Source organism: Bacillus sp. ISL-39 (assembly GCF_018613295.1).
Lineage (GTDB): Bacteria > Bacillota > Bacilli > Bacillales > Cytobacillaceae > Mesobacillus.
Window position 1 is genome coordinate 26,725 of record NZ_JAGGQM010000025.1, and the last position, 18,795, is coordinate 45,519.

At 42.1% G+C, this 18,795-nt stretch carries 19 protein-coding genes; 3 read left to right on the forward strand and 16 right to left on the reverse strand.

Annotation, left to right across the window (positions count from 1 at the left end; all coding sequences use genetic code 11):
• Positions 1-166: 166 nt before the first annotated feature.
• Both J7E37_RS17075 and J7E37_RS17080 read right to left on the reverse strand, forming a co-directional pair.
• Complete coding sequence (locus J7E37_RS17075) at positions 167-385, reverse strand: hypothetical protein (protein ID WP_214784606.1); 219 nt, start codon at positions 383-385, stop codon at positions 167-169.
• A gap of 68 nt (positions 386-453) precedes the next feature.
• Positions 454-2,175, reverse strand: coding sequence for an ABC transporter ATP-binding protein (locus J7E37_RS17080; RefSeq protein ID WP_215025448.1), 1,722 nt, complete (start codon positions 2,173-2,175; stop codon positions 454-456).
• A gap of 168 nt (positions 2,176-2,343) precedes the next feature.
• Between J7E37_RS17080 and J7E37_RS17085 the strand changes: the two genes are divergently transcribed.
• Positions 2,344-2,820 (forward strand): hypothetical protein, encoded by a 477-nt coding sequence (locus J7E37_RS17085; protein ID WP_215025450.1) that lies wholly within the window; start codon positions 2,344-2,346, stop codon positions 2,818-2,820.
• Positions 2,821-2,858: 38 nt separating this feature from the next.
• Here the strand turns inward: J7E37_RS17085 and proC are convergent, their stop codons facing one another.
• Positions 2,859-3,707: a pyrroline-5-carboxylate reductase gene (gene proC / locus J7E37_RS17090; RefSeq protein WP_215025453.1), complete on the reverse strand. Its 849-nt coding sequence runs from the start codon at positions 3,705-3,707 to the stop codon at positions 2,859-2,861.
• Positions 3,708-3,948: 241 nt separating this feature from the next.
• On the opposite strand from proC, the gene J7E37_RS17095 reads away from it, so the two are divergent.
• On the forward strand, positions 3,949-5,016 hold the full coding sequence (locus tag J7E37_RS17095) for a GIY-YIG nuclease family protein (protein WP_215025455.1): 1,068 nt from the start codon (positions 3,949-3,951) through the stop codon (positions 5,014-5,016).
• A gap of 31 nt (positions 5,017-5,047) precedes the next feature.
• Here J7E37_RS17095 and J7E37_RS17100 read toward each other — a convergent pair whose 3' ends face one another.
• The 5 genes from J7E37_RS17100 to J7E37_RS17120 form a co-directional block, all read right to left on the reverse strand.
• Positions 5,048-6,448: a HAMP domain-containing sensor histidine kinase gene (locus J7E37_RS17100; protein ID WP_215025458.1), complete on the reverse strand. Its 1,401-nt coding sequence runs from the start codon at positions 6,446-6,448 to the stop codon at positions 5,048-5,050.
• The gene (locus tag J7E37_RS17105; protein ID WP_215025462.1) at positions 6,432-7,118 is read right to left on the reverse strand and encodes a response regulator transcription factor; all 687 of its coding nucleotides are present in this window, start codon (positions 7,116-7,118) and stop codon (positions 6,432-6,434) included. Before J7E37_RS17105 ends, J7E37_RS17100 begins: the two co-directional genes overlap by 17 nt.
• 126 nt (positions 7,119-7,244) lie before the next feature.
• On the reverse strand, positions 7,245-8,321 hold the full coding sequence (locus J7E37_RS17110; protein WP_215025464.1) for a hypothetical protein: 1,077 nt from the start codon (positions 8,319-8,321) through the stop codon (positions 7,245-7,247).
• 230 nt (positions 8,322-8,551) lie between these two features.
• Entirely contained in the window at positions 8,552-9,136 is a 585-nt protein-coding gene (locus tag J7E37_RS17115) for a DUF4352 domain-containing protein (RefSeq protein ID WP_215025467.1), read from the reverse strand.
• Positions 9,123-9,731, reverse strand: coding sequence for a vWA domain-containing protein (locus tag J7E37_RS17120; RefSeq protein ID WP_215025470.1), 609 nt, complete (start codon positions 9,729-9,731; stop codon positions 9,123-9,125). Before J7E37_RS17120 ends, J7E37_RS17115 begins: the two co-directional genes overlap by 14 nt.
• Before the next feature lie 96 nt (positions 9,732-9,827).
• Here J7E37_RS17120 and J7E37_RS17125 point away from each other — a divergent pair, with 96 nt between their 5' ends.
• Positions 9,828-10,325, forward strand: a complete 498-nt coding sequence (locus tag J7E37_RS17125) for a hypothetical protein (RefSeq protein ID WP_215025474.1) — start codon at positions 9,828-9,830, stop codon at positions 10,323-10,325.
• A gap of 41 nt (positions 10,326-10,366) precedes the next feature.
• Here the strand turns inward: J7E37_RS17125 and J7E37_RS17130 are convergent, their stop codons facing one another.
• The 8 genes from J7E37_RS17130 to J7E37_RS17165 all read right to left on the reverse strand — a co-directional run bounded on the left by J7E37_RS17130 (position 10,367) and on the right by J7E37_RS17165 (position 18,767).
• Positions 10,367-11,353: a polysaccharide deacetylase family protein gene (locus J7E37_RS17130; protein ID WP_215025477.1), complete on the reverse strand. Its 987-nt coding sequence runs from the start codon at positions 11,351-11,353 to the stop codon at positions 10,367-10,369.
• 20 nt (positions 11,354-11,373) lie between these two features.
• Positions 11,374-12,126 carry a hypothetical protein gene (locus J7E37_RS17135; protein WP_215025481.1) on the reverse strand — a complete coding sequence of 251 codons (753 nt, stop codon included), beginning with the start codon at positions 12,124-12,126 and terminating at the stop codon, positions 11,374-11,376.
• Positions 12,127-12,182: 56 nt separating this feature from the next.
• Positions 12,183-13,103, reverse strand: a complete 921-nt coding sequence (locus J7E37_RS17140; RefSeq protein ID WP_215025484.1) for an NAD-dependent epimerase/dehydratase family protein — start codon at positions 13,101-13,103, stop codon at positions 12,183-12,185.
• Positions 13,100-14,233, reverse strand: coding sequence for a glycosyltransferase family 4 protein (locus J7E37_RS17145; protein ID WP_215025487.1), 1,134 nt, complete (start codon positions 14,231-14,233; stop codon positions 13,100-13,102). The genes J7E37_RS17140 and J7E37_RS17145 overlap by 4 nt, the downstream gene beginning before the upstream one ends.
• 70 nt (positions 14,234-14,303) lie before the next feature.
• The gene (locus tag J7E37_RS17150) at positions 14,304-15,089 is read right to left on the reverse strand and encodes a tyrosine-protein phosphatase (RefSeq protein ID WP_215025490.1); all 786 of its coding nucleotides are present in this window, start codon (positions 15,087-15,089) and stop codon (positions 14,304-14,306) included.
• Between the two features lie 51 nt (positions 15,090-15,140).
• Positions 15,141-15,719 carry a sugar transferase gene (locus tag J7E37_RS17155; RefSeq protein WP_483297222.1) on the reverse strand — a complete coding sequence of 193 codons (579 nt, stop codon included), beginning with the start codon at positions 15,717-15,719 and terminating at the stop codon, positions 15,141-15,143.
• 365 nt (positions 15,720-16,084) lie between these two features.
• Positions 16,085-17,611 carry an oligosaccharide flippase family protein gene (locus J7E37_RS17160; protein WP_215025496.1) on the reverse strand — a complete coding sequence of 509 codons (1,527 nt, stop codon included), beginning with the start codon at positions 17,609-17,611 and terminating at the stop codon, positions 16,085-16,087.
• 52 nt (positions 17,612-17,663) lie between these two features.
• Positions 17,664-18,767 (reverse strand): glycosyltransferase family 4 protein, encoded by a 1,104-nt coding sequence (locus J7E37_RS17165; protein WP_215025499.1) that lies wholly within the window; start codon positions 18,765-18,767, stop codon positions 17,664-17,666.
• Between the last annotated feature and the right edge of the window lie 28 nt (positions 18,768-18,795).

Consider the following 18,795-nt stretch of genomic DNA (forward strand, 5'->3'; position numbering starts at 1 on the left):
ACATGGTTATTCTCCCGATCATTAAGGATAATCTCCCGAAAAAACAGGATAATCTCCTCTTCATCCTAATATTGGAAAACCGAAAATCACCTGGTGCTATCAATCAACTCTGTAAGTCTCTAAATATAAAAACCCCCTCGCATTCAATTCTGCGAGAGGGCAAATCCTATAACACTTTTGTTTTATCCAGGGGACTTTCGATCTTCATAAGTTCAAGCTTCATTTTTTCCGTTTCCAGCAGGTAGTTTTCGTGTTTCAATCTTTCGAGCTCGATTTCGTCTTTAATCATGCTGTGTTTGATTTTGGCTACTCGTTGATAATGGCTTGTGACGATCGCGACTAGCGGGATCGAAAATACCATTATGATCGTTATGGTTCCTGTCATGGAACTTCACTCCAAATCTATCATGATTTTACCTATATCATAGCAAATACAGGAAAAATAAACCAATCTTAAATTGAAGTTTCAAACTGGACTTTATGCAGGTTCGCGAAGATGCCACCCTGTTCGATCAACTCATCATGGCTGCCTTCTTCGGCAATTCCGTCCTCCGTTACGACGACAATCCTGTCGGCACTTCGAATCGTTGCCAGCCTGTGTGCGATGACGAGCGTTGTCCTGTTCTTGGATAATTCCCCGAGAGCTTTCTGGATAATTCTTTCTGTTTCGGTATCAAGGGCGGAGGTCGCTTCATCGAGAATCAGGATCGGCGGATTCTTCAGGAACATACGCGCAATCGCAATCCGCTGTTTCTGTCCACCCGACAGCTTCAGGCCGCGTTCGCCGATCTGCGTTTCGTAGCCATCCGGCAGAGCAGCGATGAAATCTTCCAGATGCGCTTGCTTAGCGGCTTTAACGATATCCTCATGTGTGGCCCCGAGTGAACCGTATGCAATATTCTCACGCAGCGTTCCGGTAAAAAGGAACACATCCTGCTGGACGATCCCGATTTGCGAGCGCAGCGATTTCTTCGTCATCTCCCGAATATCGATGCCATCGATCGTGATAGCGCCGCTGTTAACGTCGTAAAAGCGGGGAATCAATGAACAAATCGTCGTTTTTCCTGCACCAGAAGGTCCGACGAACGCGACCGTTTCCCCATGATTGATTCTCAAATCGATTGCTTTCAAGACCGGTTTATTTTCATCATAGCTGAACGTGACATCCCGTAATTCAATATTCCCTTTCAAACCAGGGACCTCAATCGCATCTTCCTGGTCAACGACATCTGGACTCTGGTCCATCAGCTCGGTAAACCGTTTGAAACCTGCCATCCCTTTTGGATATAACTCCAGTATTGCACTGATTTTATCGATCGGCTTGAAAAGCACGTTCACATACAGGACGAACCCTACCAATTCACCATAGCTCAAGGTCCCCTGGAAACTCAGCCATGCACCGTACACGAGAACAACAAGAACAATCAGCCTTGTCAGCATATAAATGCCGGAAGAACTGTAGGACATCACCTTATAGGCATTCAATTTAGCACGACGGAACTTGCGGTTATTCTTTGTGAATCTCTCAATCTCAAAATCTTCATTTGTAAAAGACTGGACCACCCTGATACCGGAAACACTGTCCTCAACCCGGGCATTCACATCGGCAATGTCTGTATACATATTTTTCCACGCCGCGTTCATCTTCAGGTTGGAATAGGTAATCAGCCAGATCAGGAATGGCACGATGATCATCGTAGTCAATGCGAGATTGACGTTGATTGTCAGCATGATCCAGAACGCGCCGACGAAGGTCATCACTGCAATGAATAAATCCTCCGGTCCGTGGTGCGCCAGCTCGCCTAAATCAAAAAGGTCATTGGTAATCCGGCTCATGATATGCCCTGTCTTCGTGTTATCGAAAAAGCGGAACGATTGCTTCTGCACATGCTGGAACAGCTGCTGTCTCATGTCCGTCTCAATATTGATTCCCAGCTTGTGGCCCCAATAATTGACGATGAACTGAAGCAATGTGCTGATGACATACAACAGCAGCAGCCCGATGCTGACACTGACGATCATATTCCAGTTCCCGCCAGGCAATAAGGTATCGATAAACCATTGCACAGCGAGCGGAAAAGCAAGCTCCAGCAAGGCAACAATCACCGCACTGCTGAAGTCAATGATGAATAACCGCCGATGAGGACGGTAATAAGTAAAGAATCTCCGTATCATTTTCCAATCTCCTTTAATATCTTCAAGTGATTATATGCCAAGGAGTGTCACTATTTCAATAATTTCGAAAAAATAAAACTGGAGGATAATTTTTCAACAGGCGGTTATATTTACTAAATTTTGGACAGTTTATAGAAGAATCGAAAAGCGGTTGAGGTGAATACATAAGTGATTTCTAAAAGACATTTCCTGTTTAATGTGATCATTATAGCTGTTCCCTGGCTATCTTTATTGTTCATTGGCAGAAGAAGTTTCAAGCGTTACTCTTTTGCTGGTATTTTTATTATTGGTTTTGAAATTATCAACCATTTGTATGGTCATAAAAGGAAATGGTGGAAGTTTTACAATAAACGTAAGTCCTTCCTAAGGGATGAACTTCCATTCAGCATTGGACCATATATGCCGCTATCAATGTGGCTGCTGAAAAACTCATATGGGAATTTCAAAAAATTCATTACGCTGAATGCGATTGCCGATGCGTTTTTTGCTTTCTTTTTTATTGATGTACTCAAGAAGTTAAAAATCATCAAGCTGAACAAGCTGAATCACCTTCAATTCTTTTTCTACATACATTACAAAGCCTACCTGCTGTATGGGGTGCAATACCTGTATGAGAAAATGCGGGGTTATCGGCTATATATGTAAAAAACGCTCTGGGCTGCGATGCCCGGAGCGTTTTTTTGTTAAGAAGGAACAAGGACTCCTTCAAGTTCTCGATTGATTTCTTTTGAGCGGTTCGCTGCATGGTTGACCGCCTGGGAGATGGCCGTTCCGCCGTTGTACTTCCTTAATGCGTTCAAACCGGATGCTGTCGTTCCATTCGGAGAGGTTACATTTTTTCTGAGGACCTCTGGAGTTTCGTCTTTTTCGATGATCATTTTTGCTGCACCAAGAATCGTCTGCGCAATGATTTCACGGGCCATCTTTTCGTCCATGCCGTTTTCCCTGCCGACTCGCTCCATGTGCTCCATCAAGTAGTAAAAATAAGCAGGTCCGCTTCCGGCAAGGCCTGTGAAGATATCCATCTGCTCCTCTTCAATCAGGAACACTTTGCCCATGCTGCTTAAAAGCTCTTTTATATCCTCAATGTTTTCATCCGTTGTGTGCAGCCCTGGAGAAATGGCAGTGGCTGATTCCTGGATCATGCTCGATGTGTTCGGCATGACGCGGACAACCTGCTGGCCATCTTTCAGTTTATCTTCCATAAAACCTGTTGAAATACCAGCCAGAACGGACACAACCACCTGGCCAGGCACTAATTGATCCTTCAAAGCTTCAAGTGCTCCCGCTGCACCTTTTGGCTTCATCGCTAAAATAAACATATCAATCTCTTCATATGGCAATTCAGCCTGGGGCATAGCATTGATTCCATATCTGGATTCCAATCGCTCCAATTTCGCTGCGTTGCTCTTGTTCGTCACATAAACATTTTCCGCGAGCATTTTACCTGATTTGACTACACCTGAAATCATCGCTTCCGCCATTGATCCAGCACCTAAAAAAGCTACTTTTTTTTGTTTTAACAACCGCATTCACCTCATAAAAAGTTTATTTCCGTTCACATTTTATCAACGTTACCTATAGTAACATCCTCAGAATGAGATTCAAGGATATCGGGCCAATTCGGAAGCATACTGGCGAGATAGTGAATGAAAGCGGAAACATTCTAACGAAACCCACCTTCATATGCTTATAAAGAGCCTTAATCACCTATTATGCTAAAATATGAAGATATATAAGGATTGAAAAATAAGAGATAATTGAGGGACGGACATGAATATGAAAGAAAAGGTCAAAAACCTTCCTTTGACTCCAGGTGTTTACCTTATGAAAGATCAAAAAGAAACAGTGATTTATGTCGGGAAAGCGAAAAGCCTCAAGAAACGGGTCCAAACATATTTTCAAAACTCTGCAGCCCATCCGCAAAAAATCAAAAAGATGGTCGCAAACATAAATGATTTCCAGGTCTTGCATACCGATACAGAATTCGAGGCATTCTTGCTTGAATGCAAGCTCATCAAAGAATTAAAGCCACTTTTTAACAAGAAAATGAAGAGCCATCTTCCTTACTCTTATATTGCAATTATGATGGACGGGCCTATCCGGAAAATTTCAATCGCTGCTGAAAAATCCGAAGATTGCGGTACGATCTATTTTGGACCCTATGCCAGCACTACTTATGTTAAAAAAGCAATCGAGAACTTGAAGGAATATTTTCAAATAAACTGTCTTCAGCCACTCAAGGGTTCCCCTTGCCTGAACTATACCCTGGGGAAGTGCAATGGTTTGTGTTTAGGAGGCTCAGGGGTTGAGCAATACAATACGATTGTGGAAATGTTCATTTCTTTTCTCCAGGGAGCTAATACAGAGATTCTGGATGAATTAAAACAGAAAATGAATCATGCCTCCGAAGAATATCAATTTGAAGAAGCAGCAAAATACAGGAATTACATGAAATCATTCTCCATCCTTTTGTATAAGGAAAATATGATTCAATTCACGGGAGGAAATAAAAATATCGTCGTAGCTGAATGGATCAATAACCGCACCTTGAAGGTTTTTCTGATCAAAGGGCATAAGGTCATTTTTAGTAAAGAATACTCCCCAGAGAAGTTCAGGCAGCTTTCAGAGGACATTAGGGACACCATCTTTAACACTTTTCAGCAGAATGAGAAAAGGAAATCTGCGGTCATCAGCAAGGAGGAACTTGATGAAGCCCAAATCATCTATCGTTATTTGAATGGGGGCAATGCCAGATTCGTCGTCATTCCAGAAGAATGGCTGGATGGAAGTCATTCTGAAAAACTGGATGTTTCCATTGATCATTTACTAAACGCTTAAACGGGCTGCAAAGATAGATGCAGCCCATTACTTATGTTTCTTTTAGCCACAGTATTGAAAATGTCGTGCCGCTTGAATTGCTTTCTTCTAAAATCAAGTCTGCCCCCAGGGAACGGGCGAGCATTTTGCTGAAAGACAGGCCGAGGCCGAGGCCCCTGACCTTGAGTTTTTTCTTCTCGCCGCGGAAGAAACGCTCAAACACCAATGCCTGCTCAGCCTCTGGTATGCCGGTTCCTGTGTCTTTTACATCAATTCTTCCCGCTGATAGCTGGAGGGTAATAGTGCCTTCGTCATCGATTGCCTGGAATGAATTATTCAACAAGTTTATCAGGATTTGCTGCAATCGCAGTGGATCCGTCATAGTATAGACGGTGTGGCCTGGCGTGATGACCTTTAGATCAACAGGTTCACTTTGCGTGACCTGCCACTGCCTGCCAATATCTTCAACGAGTTTGTTCATATCACAATTCTCCGGCCGGATCGTGAAGGCGCCGGCTGCCAGTGAATTGAATTCCAGCAGATCAGAAATCATGGTTTGCAATCTATGGATTTCTTTTAGGGTGATGTCGAGAAATTCCTGGCGCTCCTCTCCCGTCACCACACCATCACGCACAGCCTGGACGAGGCCGCTGATCGAGGTAACCGGTGTTTTCAAATCATGGGTTACTCCTGCCAACAGCTCAGCACGCATTTGCTCAAGCTGGGTCAGACGGCTGGTCATTTCTTTAAAGGAAGTAATGAGTTCGTATATTTCAAGTTCCTTCTGGTCCGACTCAAGCTTGATGTCATAATCCCCTTCGCGCACCTGTGCCGCGGCAAACGCTACATCCTGAATGGGTTTCAGGATTCTTTTAGTGAGAAGATAAATCACAATCCAGCCCAGCAAGCCAAGCCCCACCAGTAAAATAAGCAACAAGCGGTATTCCTGGTCAACATTAGTCAAGTCGCCAGCGTTTTGCATCACGACAACCCAGCCGGCCTGAAGCTGATTCGTGGTGATCGGTGCCTTAACAGCGTATATATCCGTTCCATTTTCAGTGAATCTCTTGATACTGTCATCATTCGTAATGATTTCTGAGGGTACCTTTCCTGAAAAATGACGGGCCCCCCCTCCGCCATGCATCGGACCAGTGTTCAGGACGTTTCCTTCTATATCAGTAATCATAAGCAGTGGCTGATTTTCCATTTCGAAGAATCTGGTCCGGTCCCCCATCCTTTTGTCAAAACCTCCGAAATCGCTGGACTGCGCGACCCGGTCGGCAGTTTCAACAGCCATGTACTCCATTAACTTCAATCGGTTTTCCAGTGTGGTTTCCTTTATCCACCACACCGAACCGGCACCGAGCAAAAGCAGCCCGACAATCAGGGTCAGAAGATATCTGGTTGTCCAATATCTCAATAATGGAACGTGCTTTTTATTTTTCGTAAACACTGAACTGATACCCCAATCCTCTTAATGTCCTGATTTCTCCCTGTGACGCCGGCCACTCTGCGAGTGAATGGCGGATTCTTTTTATCGAAAGATCTACCGCGCGATCGCTTCCGTCATAATCCATTCCCCATACACTTTCGATTAAATCTTCCCTGGTGAAGGTCCTGTTTGGCCGATCTGCCAGGAAAATCAGCAAACTGAGATCTTTGGGAGTCAAAACCACTTTATCGCCATTGACTGTGACGACATGTGAATCAATATTGATTTTCAGGCTGCCAAACTGTTTTGTTTTATCCGTATCTAGGACATTCGAAGAACGGCGCAGCACAGCATTTATTCTGGCAACCACCTCTTCACCAACAAACGGCTTGGAAATATAATCGTCTGCTCCCTGGTTCAGCCCTTTTAAGCGATAGTCAATGTCCCCAAGGGCAGTCAGCATGATGACCGGACAGGAGCTGATTTTACGGATTTCCTTCAGAACATCCCATCCGTCCATTTCCGGAAGCATCACATCCAGAAGAACAAGATCCGGCTGTTCCTGGGTAAATAAACGGAGACCTTCTTTTCCATCGAAGGCCTGTACGACCTCATAGCCTTCATGCTTCAGGTAAACTGCCAGTACTCTTGAGATCGTTTGTTCATCTTCTACGATTAAAATGGTCTTCATTATCGCCTCTCCCATCCTACTAGAAAGCTTTCACTCTGGAGCCCGTTATTTCGGTTCATTTTCTACTCCTTATTTTACAAGAAAAATCCCCCGCATGTACCGGGGGATTATGACGATATTTTTAAGTTAAAACCCGCGTCCGCCGCCGATTTGATGCATGCCGCCACGGCCGCCTTCACCGCCGAAACCGCCTTGTCCCATTCCGCCTTTGCCGCCGCCATGTCCAAAACCATTGCCTCTTCCGAAACCTTCACCATTTCCAAAGCCATTGCCCTTTTCAAATCCACCGCCATGTCCAAAGCCCATTCCATGGCGCCCCAATCCATCTTCGAACAACTCATCAAGCTTGTCAGCATCCTTGGCTTGAATTTCTTCCATCAGCCGGCGTGTATCTTTATCAGCAGTGGATATTCCAAGTTCCTTCGCCAGGTTCAGGACTTTCTTTTCCTGTACTTCCTGGGCAATTTCACCGATTGTTTTTCCATCAATCGTAATATTTAGCTCTTTCGCGTCTGCTTTTACTTTGGCTGACTGGACCTCCTGTGTAATTTCACGAATATCCTTGCCGTCTACTGTAATCCCATACTTCTTAGCCTCTTGGTTTATATATGCAGTATGAACTTCCTGCTTCAGTGTCTGAAGGTCTTTGCCCTCAGTGGAGACACCAAGTTCCTTGGCTTTTTTATTCAAGTTTGCTGTGCGGATTTCTTCCATTAGAGTCTGAGCATCCTTGTTGTCTGTTGAGACGCCGAGTTCTTTTGCTTTATCCATAAGGTTCTCTAAACGGATCGCATCATGAAGTGCTGCTGCATCCTTCCCATCGGTCGAGATGCCCAAACCCTTCGCTCTCTCCTTTAGGTTGGCCAGTTGAACTTCCTCAGCCAGCGTTGCGACATCCTTGCCGTCTGTCTTGATTCCCAATTCTTTTGCTTCATTTTTAAGTGTAGCTTCGCGGATTTCACCCATCAATGTTTGAGCATCTTTTCCTGATGTACTGATTCCAAGTTCTTTCGCCTTTTCGATCAGTGCCTCTGAGTTCCCTCCGTAAAACCCTTTATGGCCAAAACCTTTGCCAAAAAAACCTTTGACAGTGGCGGCAGCCGTGCTTGGCGTACTGTCGTCATTCGCTAAAGAGGTAGTAGCATAACCTCCAAGCAAAAGTGCTCCAGCGATTGTGAATCCAATAACCGATTTCTTTTTCATACCTGACATCCTCCTAAAAACCATTCTATTTTTTTAGATTCAAGATGGACATGAACCTTATACTCATAATTTACTCTGTGAATATGTCAGCAAAATGTCAGGTGAAATATTTTATAAAAAGTTTTTAAAAACAAATATATGGACTGCATCAAGGAGTTTTCACTACACGATAATGTTTAATATGTCAGGCAAACGTCAAAAGCAGGGAACGGTCAAGCCGCTCCCTGCCACTATTGCAAATTCACCTTGATGGTCTTATCGGACCAGAAGCTGGGCGTATACTGAAGCTGAAGGCCAGGATCACCTGTTGGCTGCTCAAAGGCAATCGTTCCAGTTACTTTTCCGCCTGGAGCGAGTTCACCGGATTGAAGCGCGCTATTTGTATCGATTGTGGTGAATGCCTGGTCAAGGATTTGTCCCTGGCTGTTCGACATCTTAAAATCAAATGGATTATAAGAGATGTTTTCCTCGCCGGCATTTTCAATCACAACCGTGACGACGACATACTCATGACCATCCTTTGGCTGGTCATACTCACTGCCTGCCGACTTCTCAGCTTTCGTGACCGTCAGCACATTGTCACCTAGTTGGACCTTTTCCCCGACTGCGAATTCTTCCTTTACTGGCTGCGCTTCTTCTTCGTTTCCTGCCGATGTTGAGGTTTCTTCAGCTTTTTTATCATTTTCTGCCGTAGCTGAAGTTTCCGCAGCTTTATCTAACTTGGTCGCTGTTTCCTCTTCACCTCCGCCCCCTGATAAAGCAATGACAACAATAACCGCAATCAGCCAGAACCACCATTTTTTAAAGATTTTCATCATCATGTACTCCCTTCATTCTTTTTTCCATAATAGATTCCGAAACCATTTCATACATATTTTCAATGCCTTTTTCTGAAGCTTCGAAGTTAAAGGAATTCTTAATATGGATTCCAAGGCTGCCAGCTTCTTTGGCGACATCAATATTTGCACCCATGAATATGAATTCCCAGCCGTACTTTTCCTGCTGGTGCCTAATCAGCTCTTTCACCTTTCCATAAGTGAACTCGCTGCTCGCGTTCTCCATCCCATCTGTCGTGATCACGAAGATGACTTTGTCTGGCCTGCGTTCTTCACTTGTTCTGGCGAGACGGTAGCCAACATCAAGTATCGTCTTTCCCACGGCATCCAAAAGCGCAGTCATCCCGCGGACATAGTAGTCATCCTCGGTCAGCTTCGCCTCCCTGGCATCAATCCCGTTCCAAAGTACTTCATATTTATCATCAAAAAGCACCGTTGTCAGGATTGTCTCACCTTCGAGTTCGGTTTGTTTTTTCACAAAAGAATTGAATCCTCCAACTGTGTCGCCCTCGAGTCCTGCCATAGAGCCGCTCCTGTCTAGCAAAAAAATGATTTCGGTTAAATTATTCTTCATCACTATCATCCTCCTAAGCTGAATCTGATATAATCATATCTAGAATCATCCATATTTTGGTCGCCTGTTAAGCGACATTTTAAAGGAGGCTGGCCCATGCTGGATAAAATGCTATTGGTCGAACTGCAGCAGTATATTGATCGGAATTTAATCTATGTAGTTTGTGAAAAGTCAATGGCCCCAAACGAGGATTACGTTCTTGAAAGCATATCGCCGCTGGAGATTGAAAGCTTTATTGCAGAGAAACGGAAGCCGACTCTGCAGAAGGTACTGTTTGGGTTTATTGATAAAAAAGGCTGTAAGGACTCCGAGATTTATAAGAAAGCAAGCATCGACCGGAGACTTTTTTCAAAAATCCGCTCCAACCCTGAATACAGGCCAAGCAAGAATACTGTCGTCGCGCTTGCTCTGGCGCTTGAATTGAACAAAAAAGAAACCGACAAGCTGTTAAGCTCTGCCGGCTACTCTTTGTCAGACAGTGAAACATCTGACCTTGTGATTCAGTTTTGCATTGAAAAAAACATTTATGATATCCTTCAGGTCAATTATGCATTGGATTATTTTAGCGAGAAGTTATTGGGAGGAGGAAATTAGGGTTATTCGTCCTTCATCGTTTTTAAATGAATTGGCACTAGCTAACAGGAATCGTAACATTTATTAAAGGTTGCCTCTGTCATATTCAAGCTGGACATCCCGTATTTTATTTTTAAATGTAAGTAGTGCTCAAGAATCTCGGTAAGGTTTTCCAGATTTTCTTCTTGATGTTTGCCGAAATTATGTGGATGCCACCACAAATGGTAGACTTTATTTTCTTGTGCCGCTGCAGCCATGCTTTTTTTGATTCGGTGTATCCTAAGAGGTTCGATCATCTTCAGCTTAGGGTTGTAAGGGCGCAGAAACCGGCTTGAAGGTAAGTTTTTAGGTATATGGTCATCAAGTGCAGGCAGATTATAAATGTGATGACCAGTAAGATTTATATATGAGTCCGTGATCCGCAACAGTCTTTTGAATGGCGATTGATAATTTTGGTATGATCCTGATTCATATATTCTGGATAGCTCATTTCCACGATAAGCTATTATTCCATATTTCCTGCAAACGGCAAGATACTCGATATTTGTCTGGTTTCTCGGAAATAGAATAGTCTTTAATTTTATCCCTCTTTTATCCGCTATATCCATTGCTGCCTTAATGTCGGCCTCAAATTGTTCTATAGTCTGGCCTTCTTCCTGGCAATAATAATGAGAAAATGTATGTGTGCCAATTTCCTGATAAGGAGCTTCAGCAATTTTTTTAATTAAGGTCGGGGCAAAGTGAAACAAGTCCGCCTGTTCATCGGGGCCAATGGAATCCATATTATCATAGGGTGAGTACTTTCTATTTCGATAGGTTGGTTTTAAAGAAGGCAGACCACTGACCATCTCTTCTTTTGATTTAAAAAATAACAATCCAACCGTTCCCCAAGTAGCATGGATCCGATACCGTCCAAATAAGTCAAGAAGACGCGGAATAGCTGTCTGGACTCCAAGCAGGTTTTCTCTATATTCATTAAGGGACAGTACATCATGAACTCCCCAGGTCAATTCAAAATCCAGGGAAATGATCAGGACTCCTCCATTCAAATCAATCAGCTCTTTCTTTATTAAATCTTTCTAAGTAGTTTTCGCAGAGCAAGTATAGTTTTTCCTAATAAGTTTCCGGCTGTATAACCGGAATACTCAGTTATAATGGTTCCTCCAAATTCTATTTTATACTTCCTGATATTAGGATCATTCGTCAGCCCGCCATTGTCATAGAGCTGGCATCCAGCTCCTTTTAGCCAAAGCATGTCCTTCCACTTCAGGTATCTATGTGCCAGGCTCAATAATCTTTTTCGTTGCGGGTCATCTGCTGATAAATGATGGGATACCGAATACAACGGAGTCACCCTATTGTGCTCATAGACATAAACTCTATAACAAAGTGTTTCTTGCATTTCACCATCTATGATTCTTGAAATGATTAAACTATTTTTATCTCGCAATAACTGTAATGTCTTCAAGTTAAACTTCCTGCATCGGTAAGTATTTTTCACCGCAGCAAATTTGTTATAAAAACTCCTGAATTCGAAAATTTCCCTGTCTGAAGGGTTAGAAGCAATGTTATAAACAAGGTGACTAATTTTCATTGCCTGCTTTATTTGCTGCTTTGTAGACTTTTTCATATCGGCGAATAGTTCTGCCTCTGTTTTATTCAGGTCAATTTGCAGGGTTTCTAGCGGATTCAATCCATCCAAAGGCTTGGATGCCTGCGTGATACCGACTATCCCCTGAACAGCTCCAAGAAGTTGATCATTTGATGGGAAATAAATATTTACAACGTTAATGCCCCAGTATTTACGCGAGATTATAATCATACTTTTACCCTCTTAATAAAAATAGTTGGTAGTAACAACTTATATTCGTTTCTTCCTCACGATGTCCCTGTCTCTGTTATGTCCTCCAAAGTATATTTGATTCCTTCATTCAAGGTTACTTTCGGTGTCCATTTTATTACTTCTTTTATCATGGAGTTATCCAGCCGACTATTTTTTATATCACCAGGGCGGGGGGGCTCCGTCAGTGTTTCTGTCTTTCTCCTCATGCATTTCTGTATCAGTTCCAGAAGTTCGATGATAGAGGTTTCTGTATTTGTACTAACATTAAAAGTCCCACTTTCTTGCGTTTCTAAAACCGCATGCATGGCATCTGCCACGTCTTTAACATAAACGAAGTCACGGGTCTGATTCCCCCCGAACACAACAGGCGTTAATCCTTTAGACAGCTGGTCCATAAATATACTGATTACGCCTGCTTCTCCATTTGCATTTTGTCCAGGTCCATATACGTTCGCAAAGCGGAGAATTACAAAATTGAGAGGAAATGCCTTATTAAAAAGCCTAATATATTCTTCAGCAGTATTTTTTGAAAGGGAATAGAATGATAGTGATTGTTTACGATGCTGCTCATCAATTGGCAGATATTCAGGTTCGCCATATACAGCCGCGGATGATGCAAAGATATATTTCTTTACTTTATATTTGGAAGAAAATCGAAGGAGGTTGACTGTACCTGCGATATTTGAGAGACAATCCCTATAGGGGTCATTCATAGACTTTTGTACTGAAACTTGTGCAGCGAGATGAAAGACATAATCAGGTTTCTCTTTTTCAAATATCTCCCCTATAGATTCATCCTCTATGTTTCGTTTGTAGAACCGGGCGTTCTCGGGAAACTCTCTTTCCTCTGCAGAAGACATATTATCAATTACGATAATCTCGTGTTTTTCTTTTATCAACTTTTCTATCAAGTGCCTGCCAATAAAACCTGCGCCACCCGTGATCAAAGATTTCATTTCGATTTCACACCTCCAACTTTCTTAAACTGTGCATCTATAATTTTTTGATAAAACTGTTCTGTTTCATTTATCATTCTTTCAAAAGTAAATTTTTCCGTATATCTTGCCCGCGAAGCAGTTCCCATCTTGAACCTTAATTCAGGGCTCCTGATCAACTTCTCAATATAACCTGCCAGTTCCTCCACCTCTCCCTTCTTCACCAAGAAACCCGTTTGCGTGTGGTCAACTGCTTCTTTCACACCCCCAACATCAGATGCTACAATCGGGAGTCCGGCTCGCATTGCTTCAAGAATACTTAGCGGCAACCCTTCCCAATTCGTTGCCAGGATAAAAAGCTGTGCACTGGCGAGAATACTTGAAACATTTGAAGAAGACCCCAAAAATTTAATCTTTCCTGCAAGACCTAATTCTCCTACATATCGTTCGATTTCATCTTTTAATGGTCCGTCACCAACAAAGGAAATTTCCCACTCATAATTCCTGAGTTTGTTTAATGCGTTGATAACAACCCTGTGGTTCTTTGGTTCTGCAAACCTTGCGACCATGACCATTCTTGGAGGATGGACCTCGGTTTTTGCCAGCTCAATGTCTGGTCGATCGGGTACTCCATTCTGTATTACTTCCAATTTCTCTTCTGTAATTATTTTGTTGTTAAGAGCCAATGCATAGTCATATTGGGAAACAGCAATTATACCTGAGGATAATCTCCCTGCAATACGTTCAACCTGCACATAGATATTCTTCCTTTTCCGCGGGACTCCCTCTGTAAAAGCCCAGCCATGGGCAGTAAAAACAGTTGGAATACCGAGCATCCAGCCTGCAGCCCGGCCAATCATCCCCGCCTTCGAGGAATGTATTGCCAGTAAATCAGGTTTAAGCCTCGAGATTATTTTCTTCATTTCAAACAATGCCCTTATATCAGCTATAGGTTTAATATTCCTAGCCATACTTTTCACTTGGAAATAAGGGATTGCATTATCTTCAATTTCAGGGAATATCTGATTTTCACTTCCTGAGATGAGGGATATATCATGGCCTCTACTATTTAAGTTCAGACATAGATCACGCACATGAATCTGAGCACCACCTGGTTCATCCATTCTGGTAATAATCTGGACAACCTTCATGAAACACCCCCTTTATTAATTATCTTAATTGCCCTTTGCATTCGTTCCCCGACAGCCTTTAGAAACATATCTACCGGTTTGCACCGAAGGTAAATATTTTGCTTTTCCTTTCAAACTTTTGAGGAGCCATGATGCAAAACTCCTTCCCTTTTACAACATTACTCGCGTTTTCTATTAAATAATCGGTATACTCGGACGAAAAATGTTTTTCTATATATTTATAGGCTGAAAGAAGCTGGAAGGAGCGATTGGTAACATTATGCGCATCTGAAGCAATGAAATGGACAAGATTATGCTTTAATAATTTTATTGATAACTTTTGGGACTCTTTTCCAAACAATCCCGCTATACTTGCTGCAGTAATTTGCGCCAGCGCACCTTTTTGGATTAACTCCACAAGGATGTTTGGACGCTTTTTTATTTCAGCATTTCTCTCTGGATGTGCAATGACAGGGATAAAGCCCTTTAATTGCATTTGATAAAATATGTCCCCTGTAAAATGAGGAACGTGTGAATAGGGCAGCTCCACCAATACATATTTCATGCTTTCTCCAAGAGTGACAATTCCACCAGTCGAAGCCATGTCATCAGCCAGGCTGCCATATAGATGGACCTCCATTCCTGGAAGCACAGTCAAAGGAATATCTTGACGATCAAACAAAAAGTTTAATATGGCTATACCTTCATTGATTTGTTCCGGATGGCAGACATATTCACCATTTCGATGGTGTGGTGTTGCTATTATATGGGTTATCCCATTTTCCACAGCCTGCATGCCCATCTGAATCGCTTTCTGTATATCCTCAGCCCCATCATCCAGGCCGGGCAATATATGATTATGGATATCAACAATCATCTTCTCGACCCCTTATTGATGCGATTTTAATAGTTCCGCAAAATGTATTGATTAATAGGAACCCTTACAGACAATCACTTGATAGATTGTCTTCAAGATGATTTTCAGGTCCAGCATACATGAACAGTTTCCGAGATAGTAAAGGTCATGCCAAATTTTTTCCCCATGTGTACTATTTGCTCGCCCATTAACCTGGGCATACCCAGTGATGCCTGGTTTGACCAACAGCCTCATTTTTTGATGACTGCTATAAAGCCTGGTAATTTCGGGTATTTCCGGTCTCGGCCCCACGATGCTCATGTCTCCTTTAATTACATTGAACAACTGTGGAAGTTCATCTAAACTAAGCTTTCTAAGAGTTGCTCCTAATTTGGTCACATTCGGATTCACTGTCGTTTTAAAGACAAAATCATCAGGGACTCCTCCGTCCCATCTATATTTATGAATGGATTGATTGTTTTGAGGTTTCATAGTCCTGAATTTATAGATGGTGAATGTCTGTTCTCTTAATCCAGTGCGTGCTTGTTTAAAAAGAATGGGCTTTCCATCCAATAAATATATAAGGATACTTACAATGATCATTACAGGAAGCAAGAGTATAAGTGAACAAATCCCTATCGTCAGGTCCATGGCTCTCTTAAACAAAAGGTACTTGGTTCTAATCTCAAGATGCACCAAATGTCCCTCTTTTGTTTCTTTAAAATCATTCAAGTCCACACCCCCAGAAAAGCAGACTTTAAACATGAAGACAGATTGCCGTTTGTTTAAAAAATGGATCTTCTCTTGCAAATAAAACAGATTATTCCTACAGTTCTCTTGACCCGCGAATTGCTGAAAAATAAACTGTCAAGCAGGCATTATTACTCACATTCATTTGTTATAGATGATCCTTTTGACACACTATATGTTGGTCCGGCTAGGAGCATGAATGAAACCATCATAATGATGTATCACCTTTCTCGCATTGCTGCCGATTGTATTTTTGCAATTCTGTATTATTCAGTTTTGTTACTTTTTTTTCCGTGAAGTACAAACCCCTTTAATAGCTGTATTTCCTTCTGGTTAAGTTCCTTCACTGCAAACAATAGGGTTATATACATTATTAAGCCAATGCAAAAACCAATAATTAATCCAATAAATGGATGGATATTCACTAGAAATAATCCTTTCAATTGACTGACACTGATGCCAGTAAATGTGCTTATAATCAAAGTTCTCATAAAAGAATCCCATTTGAGCTTCCAGGGGATGAATTTTCTTGAAGAATAGTAAATAAACAGAGGGTACAGCATAAAACTGAACAATGTTGACAGTGCTGCGCCCCGGTATCCGTAAAGTGGAATTAAAACAAAGTTCAACAAGATATTTACAGCGGCGGCTATAAAAACGAATCCCACCATAATAGGAGTCTTTTCTTTTATCATATGGCCGATTTGTCCATACATAGAGAAATTCCATAACGAAAAAGCAATTAATAGAATGGGTATAATGACGGCACCTTCTCGATATTCTTTGCCTAGCAAAAGGAAGGTGATTTCTTCCCGAAAGACGGTGACATAAGCGATGAATGGCAGGACGGCCAATAAATAAATCCGCGATAAATGTGTGATGACGTTTTTTATTTTATCTAAGTCATCTACCACCTTATTTACCATCTTCATAATAACCGGCTGAGAGGCAGTTAATAGTGGAGCAGTCACCAAACCAAGTGACGCCGATATCAAATTGTAATTAGCAGAATAGATACCTACATCTTCACTCGATCCAAGATGCTTCAATAAATATCTGTCGCTTATATCCAGGATTGATGTTCCTATATACCAGCCCATCATGGGAAAGCCATAAGCTATAAACTGCAGAAAATACCGCTTATAGGCGGCTTTTTGTCGGCGGAAGCTGAATCCACTTTGATCCAACAGGCTGCACTTCTTTAGCATTGGAATCAATATCAGACCGAAAGTAATCACTGCCCCCCATATTAGTCCGATTATTTCTTTACCATAGAAATATATCCACCCTAATGAAACTAGCAATCTTAGGGATACATTGAGGATTCGATAAATACTGAATTCCTTTGATTTCAATTCTGATTGAAAAATGCCGCCTGATAAGGCAAATAACATTTGAAAAACGATCAAGACTACCGCCGGCCAATAAAATACGGTAAACCCTTTTAATAATGGCTTGATTAACGGATACATTGCGATTGAAACAATCATAAAAGCTGAAGTTAGAGAAACAATCAAGAAGCGTAAGTAAGAATAGAAGCTCCGTTTCTCTTCGTCTGTATTATTCTGGGGAAGATACCTTTGGACAGATTGGGTGATCCACTCTGACTGCAGAATCGCCAAAAATGTTGTAGTTGCCAGCACAAGTGAGTATTCTCCATAATCACCAGCTTCAAAGATTCTTGTGAAGACCACTAGGGAAAATACATTAATAAAAGCCGGGATCAGGAACGCAGGAACATAAATCAGAGTATCTTTGCTTATTTTGTTGAACGGTTTCTTCCATTCCTTCATTTTCTTCTCCTGACTTTCCATAAAAAGCTCCACTCTGCATTTTTATATAGCACTAATTGATGGAGGATGAGCCGTCATCGTTCATGGTTTTTCTATTCAATGTCTGGTCATAAATACCGATGATCCCCTCTACCATTTTTTCAATCTGGAATTGATCCACAATATATTGATGAGCCTCTTTTCCTAAAGCCCTTCTCCTTGCAGGCTTATCGAGCATATATTCAATCGCGGCTGCCAATTCTTTGACATTGGCGGCTCGAACCAGCAGCCCGGTTTTGTTATGGGTAATGACATCCGGAATGCCTCCTACTTCCGATGCAATCACAGCTTTTCCCATGGACATTGCCTCCAGGAGAGCGATCGGAAGTCCTTCTCTCAAGGAGGGCATGACCATAATATCCATTTGTTCAATCGCGGATTGAACATCAGAGACAAACCCTGTAATAACAATTTTGTCAGCGACCTGCAAACTCTCTGCAAGCTCCTTAAGTTCCTTTTCAAGCGCTCCTCCCCCAATAATGAAGCATTTAATATCACGGCTTTTTAAGTGTGAGATTGCACGGAACAAGTATTGATGGCCTTTTTCAGGTGAAAGTCTTCCAACCGCTCCAATAAAAACTGTTTGATATTCAGTTTTAATGGAGCAGGGCGCAAACTTGTTGGTATCAATACCGTTATGGACAATGGCCAGCTTGTTTTTATCCATTCCTCCCTTTAATAGATCATGATAAATACCGCGTGAGACAGCGATTACCCGGTTTGACAGCCGGCTCAGAATTCTGCCGGCAAAGCTGTAGTTAGAAGCTTCCAAACCATGGACAGTAACAACAATCCTGCACCTAAGGCCGAAACTTGCCAGCCAGCAAAGGATTGTCGGCATAACTGCATGGATATGTATGATATCGTAATTCCCTAGTTTAAGAAGCTTCCTAAGCAACAAGATCGTTTTGAAATGGAGAGGATTTTTCTTATTCACATCTAGCGTGACATGACGAATCTTCGATTTTGCCAATTCCTTCTCGAGGATGCCACCTGAAGACACTACCTCAACCAAAAGTCCTTTTGACTGAAGAATCCTCGATAAATCGACTACATGTCTTTCTGCACCGCCTATATGAAGCGATGGTGTTACCATCAGCAGTCTAGTTAGGGGCATCCTTTGTCACAACCTTTTTTAATTGATG